Below are 5022 nucleotides of genomic sequence, written 5' to 3'. Positions count from 1 at the left end.
GAAAGAATGCTGAAGGCAAATGCATCTATATCTATAGAAAATTACTCAGATGAGCTCATAAAAACGGTGAAGAAACTCACTATTTAAATGCCCTGATTTTGAAAAATTATATATGAAGAAAGGATGAACTACACATGAAAAAGGCATCTGTCATTGGATTAGGTTTTTTAGAAAAATTACTTGTTATAGTAAGTCCAATCCTTTTAGCCGTTATCGGATATTTTTCACCTAAATTAATAGAGATTATAAAAAAGATTCCCCTCTTTTCTGATTCGAAAATGATAGAACTTTTAAATTTTATTAACCCCTTCTGGCTTCCTATTATCCTCATGTCAATTGGCGCTATTGCAGGAATTTTATTTTCTTTAATTATTTATAGTGAAGCTTTAAAAATGAACATTACTTCGGAAAGCATTCATGTAAATAAGGACGATCAAAAGAAGCAAATTACTAGTTCAAATGTAAAAGCCGTTTTTGTAGATACAGGCCAAGTGGTAATCATTGATCAAGAAGACCGCGAATGGTTACGTGAAAAATCTGATATAAATCCACATAAAATTAAAGATATTTTCTTGCTGCACGGCTTTCCATGGGTGGAACAAGATCCTTATAAGCAAGACTATAGTCTATGGAAATTAGAGGATGAGCGATTTAGTAAAAATGTAAATACCATTTTGTATGAAAGACGAAATGCTATCCGAGACGGAAACTCGAAGAAAAAGAAGCACTTACGTAAAGATTTGAATGAGCTAGGAGTCTTTGTCAAAGACGATGGAGAAGATCAGTATGTCCGCTCCATTAAGTAATAGAGCGATAGAAAGCACAAAAAACGAATAAAACCTAGAGAGAAATTACATTCCCTCTAGGTTTTATTCATTTAAATCTGATCTCCTCTCCTAAAGAAACATATTCAATAAAAGCGCAAAACCAAATGCAATAAATGATAACAATGTCTCCAGTACCGTCCACGTTTTAAACGTTTCCTTCACCGTCAAACCTAAATACTCTTTTACAAGCCAGAACCCTGCATCATTTACGTGAGAAAACATTAATGAACCTGCTCCGGTTGCTATAACGAGCAATTCTAAATTTACACCTGACATATGCTGAATAACTGGTGAAACAATCCCTGCCGCTGTCGTTAATGCTACTGTAGCCGATCCGGTCGCGATTCGAATTAAACCAGCTACCATGAAAGCAAGTACAATTGGTGATAACGATATATGTTCTGCCATTTGCGCAATCGCCGTGCCAACGCCGCTTTCAATTAATATTTGTTTAAATCCACCGCCTGCACCAATTATTAAAATAATAGAACCGACCGGTAGTAAACTTTCATCTGTTAATTTTTTAATCATCTTTTTATTAATACCTTGTCTGATTCCAAGTAAATAAAATGCTGCAAAACATGAAATAAGTAAGGCAATTACTGGGCTCCCTACAAAGACGAAAAATTCAGTCATCTTTTTCGATAATGAAATATAAGGTGCAACGACCGATAAAATCATCAATACAACTGGTAATAAAATAATAAAGAATGAAACTTTACGACTCGGTAAATCAGTTGAGACAGTCGTAACTCGAATAAGCTCTGGTTCATTTTCAGGTATAACCTTTTTATGTACCCACTTTGCAAATATCGGTCCCGCGATAATGGCTGTTGGTAGCGCGATAAGTAATGAATATAATAGTACCTTTCCTAAGTTCGCGTTATAAATACCGATTGCTGTCATCGCTCCTGGATGTGGTGGCACGAGCCCATGTACGATAGATAATCCCGCAATAACAGGTAACGCAATTAATAATATATTTTGCTTCGTCGTTTTTCGTATGGAAATAACGAGTGGTAATAAAATGACGATCCCCACTTCAAAAAATACCGGAATCCCTATAACAAATCCTGCAAATAACATAGCCCACGGTAGTTTCTTCACACCGAAAAATCGAATAAAGAAATCTGCCACTTGCATGCCGGCCCCTGAATCGGACATCATTTTTCCTAAAATTGTTCCGAGAGCTAAAATACCAACTAAATGCCCTAGTACACTACCGACACCAGTTTCATAGGCAGTCACTATTTTCGTCAAATTCAATCCAGACATGATAGCTAAAAATAAACTCGCAACTGTTAAACTAATAAATGCATGCCATTTCCACCATGATACCCCTAAAATAACAATCGCAATTGCAAGTAACGTGACGATTAATAAGTATATATCCATCTCCCATTCTCCTTACTTTATAAAGTGAAACTTTAATCAGTGGGGATTTTGTTCATCCCCCACTGATTATTAGTTGAACCAATCGGACGTTTATGGACAGCCCGACTCCCACCTAACTTCTTGGCTCCAACTGAATTTTGAGGTGAGAGTTTTACTGTCCGTTAACGCGGGATAAAAAAAGAGGGAAAATCCCCTCTTTTTTATACGTCATAATTCACTACATAATGCTGCATTTCCGTATTGTAGTAGCCTTCGCTATATTCAATTACTTCTCCAACTTCATCGTAAGAATAACGCATGCGTTTTAATAGTGCTGTCCCCTCTTTTTCACCTAACGCTTCTGCAACGAAGCTAGGCGCAAGTCCAACAGCGAATTCATCTCTGAAGTTTTCTAAATGTATACCTCGGTCTTCTACTAAATCGTAAAGCGATTGCAAATCAAAGTCCGATAAATCTGTACTTGCCATGTGTGCTGAGAAATAGTGCGTATAATGAATGTACGGTGCATCATTTAACGTATATAAACGTTCAATGCGAAAACTTTCCTTACCGAATAATCGAAATGGCACCGTTCCTTCTTCATTATGAACGATTTCTGCTTTAAGCAATTTCTTTTGTACTTTATATCCTTCTTCCACTAACACTTCTGTAAATTTTTTACCCTTTGACAACTTTGTCGCAGAAGTGTTACGGATAACTTTCGTTCCTTTACCGCTTTTCTTTTCCAAATATCCTTCTTGAGCGAGTTCTTTAATTGCATTTCGCACTGTAATTTTACTCACTTTGAACTCTTCTTCTAACTGCGGTTCGGAAGGAATATTCGTATGAATCGCATATACACCATGCAATATTCGATCACGAATAATGTTTTTTATTTGTAAATATAATGGTCCTTTTTTCCTCGTTACGTTCACCGTTACCCCCACTACCTTTCTACATCACCTACTGATGCCGTCATTGCCCGAAGTATATCCTTCTCTGATGACATTGGCGTATCACCGACGATTGTATGTGCAAGCATTCCAGCTGCTGACGCAAATGAAACAGCTTTCTCTGGTGCAAACTCTTCTATCTCGCCATGAATAATCCCGCTCGTATAAGCATCTCCAGCACCTATTCTATCATATACAGAAAACGTAAGTGTTTTTGCAAAAGTGAACGCACCATCTTTACATATAAATCCGCGAAGCGAGTGTGTATTATCGCTATTAATAGAGCGATGTGTACCAGCAATTGTAGCGATATGATACGTTTCAGCTACTTTCGGAATGAGATCAATAAGTTGCGCCTCTCGCTCCGTCTCCTCTGTTTTCATTCCAAGAACGAACATTGCATCTTTTTCATTCATCATTACAATATCAGCTAGCCCTAACATTTCTTCATAATGCGATCTCGCCTGCTCATATCCATCTTCTCCCCAAAGTGACGGACGATAATTGCAATCAAAGACGACAGTTCCTCCGTTTTCTTTCACTGCTTTCGCTAAAGATTTCATATGATGACGCACCGTATCATTCATCGCAAGTGTAATCCCGCAAAAATGAACGATATCAATTTCCTTTGCGATTTCTTCAAATTGATACATGTCTTCACATGCCGTATTGAAGCTACTTTCTAATCGATTTGAATATGTAACGCGGCTTGCACGTGCCCCAAATCCATTTTCTAAAAAGTACATGCTGACATATTTACCGCCTCTTGAAATAAATGAAGGACGAATACCTAATTTCTGAATGTGTGATATCGCAGCATCTCCAACCGAATTTTCCGGTAAAGTTGAAATAAGAAAGCCTTCGTGACCGAGATGAGAAAGTGCTGCTGCAACGTTCACACCTGTACCAGAAAATGAGTATTTTAATGTATTAGCTTGCGACAACAACTCATATTCTGGTACTTGCAGGCGCATCATTACTTCACCAAATGCTGCAATTTTCTTACGCATATTGATCAACTAACTTCTTCACGACTGCTAATAATTCACGAACATCTTCTACTTTCGTATTACCAGTTTCCTTATCAATAATAGAAGAGTATACGTGCGGGATCACTTGCTCTACATTTGCTTCAAGCGCAATACGTACAATTGTTTCAAAGTTTTCTTTATCAATTCCGCCTGTTGGCTCTAATGCAAATCCTTCTTCCGCACAAGCCTTCGCAACTGCGCGATATTCTTCTTCATGAGCTAAACCTTTCATTGGGAAGTATTTCAATGAATTTCCGCCCATATCACGTACAAGTGCGATTGCTGTTTTAATTGGAACGATTGCTTTTTCTTCTCCAGCTGCACTAATTGGACCAGTAGAAATATTTACGTACCCTACTTTTCCTGTCGGCGATACTAAACTATTAATCCAGCTATCTTTTCCACCAAGATTTGCGCGTGTCGCTCCAACTGAAGGGAATACTTGGTTAATATGGCTACCTGGATAATGTTTCGCAATTTCAGCTACAACTGCCGCTTGGCGATTATCTCCTGCGCCTAGTCCAATTGATACAGCGTCATCAATTTCTTTTCCGTATGCTTTCATCGCTGTAACTGCTTCTTCTACTGTTGGATAGTCTTTTGATAACACTCCCACTACTACATAACCTTCTGCTGCTTCAAAAATATCTTTCGCATTTTCGATATTGTTCGCTAATACATTTAATGCTACACGGCCTTTATAAAAACGTTTTTGAATATTTGTCATTTTAGTTTCCCCCTACAATTTCTCTCAATTTTTCTTCAATTACATGTATGTCATCACCTAAAAGTGGACGTGGATCAATATCAAAGAATCCTTGTCTTACTCCGTAATCA

General features: G+C 37.7%; 5 protein-coding genes and 2 pseudogenes. 2 read left to right on the top strand and 5 right to left on the bottom strand.

The genetic code is table 11. From position 1 onward, the window contains the following. Both MR083_RS26000 and MR083_RS25995 read left to right on the top strand, forming a co-directional pair. Nucleotides 1-87 (top strand): annotated as a pseudogene (locus MR083_RS26000) (TetR/AcrR family transcriptional regulator); the annotation flags it as partial. Nucleotides 88-134: 47 nt separating this feature from the next. Beyond that, nucleotides 135-806 (top strand): YqeB family protein, encoded by a 672-nt coding sequence (locus MR083_RS25995; protein ID WP_242270064.1) that lies wholly within the window; start codon nucleotides 135-137, stop codon nucleotides 804-806. 90 nt (nucleotides 807-896) lie between these two features. Here the strand turns inward: MR083_RS25995 and gntP are convergent, their stop codons facing one another. The 5 genes and pseudogenes from gntP to MR083_RS25970 form a co-directional block, all read right to left on the bottom strand. Next, entirely contained in the window at nucleotides 897-2222 is a 1326-nt protein-coding gene (gene gntP / locus MR083_RS25990) for a gluconate permease GntP (protein WP_242270063.1), read from the bottom strand. Nucleotides 2223-2422: 200 nt separating this feature from the next. After that, nucleotides 2423-3148 carry a GntR family transcriptional regulator gene (locus MR083_RS25985; RefSeq protein ID WP_000539264.1) on the bottom strand — a complete coding sequence of 242 codons (726 nt, stop codon included), beginning with the start codon at nucleotides 3146-3148 and terminating at the stop codon, nucleotides 2423-2425. Then, the gene (locus tag MR083_RS25980; RefSeq protein WP_242270062.1) at nucleotides 3148-4164 is read right to left on the bottom strand and encodes a sugar kinase; all 1017 of its coding nucleotides are present in this window, start codon (nucleotides 4162-4164) and stop codon (nucleotides 3148-3150) included. Before MR083_RS25980 ends, MR083_RS25985 begins: the two co-directional genes overlap by 1 nt. Continuing rightward, on the bottom strand, nucleotides 4157-4912 hold the full coding sequence (gene dagF / locus MR083_RS25975) for a 2-dehydro-3-deoxy-phosphogluconate aldolase (protein WP_044793624.1): 756 nt from the start codon (nucleotides 4910-4912) through the stop codon (nucleotides 4157-4159). Before dagF ends, MR083_RS25980 begins: the two co-directional genes overlap by 8 nt. A 1-nt stretch (nucleotide 4913) precedes the next feature. Next, a pseudogene (locus tag MR083_RS25970) lies at nucleotides 4914-5022 on the bottom strand (SelA-like pyridoxal phosphate-dependent enzyme); the annotation flags it as partial.

The organism is Bacillus cereus group sp. BfR-BA-01408 (assembly GCF_022663305.1).
Classification (GTDB): Bacteria; Bacillota; Bacilli; order Bacillales; family Bacillaceae_G; genus Bacillus_A; species Bacillus_A pacificus.
This window is presented reverse-complemented; position numbering and strand designations above follow the sequence as displayed.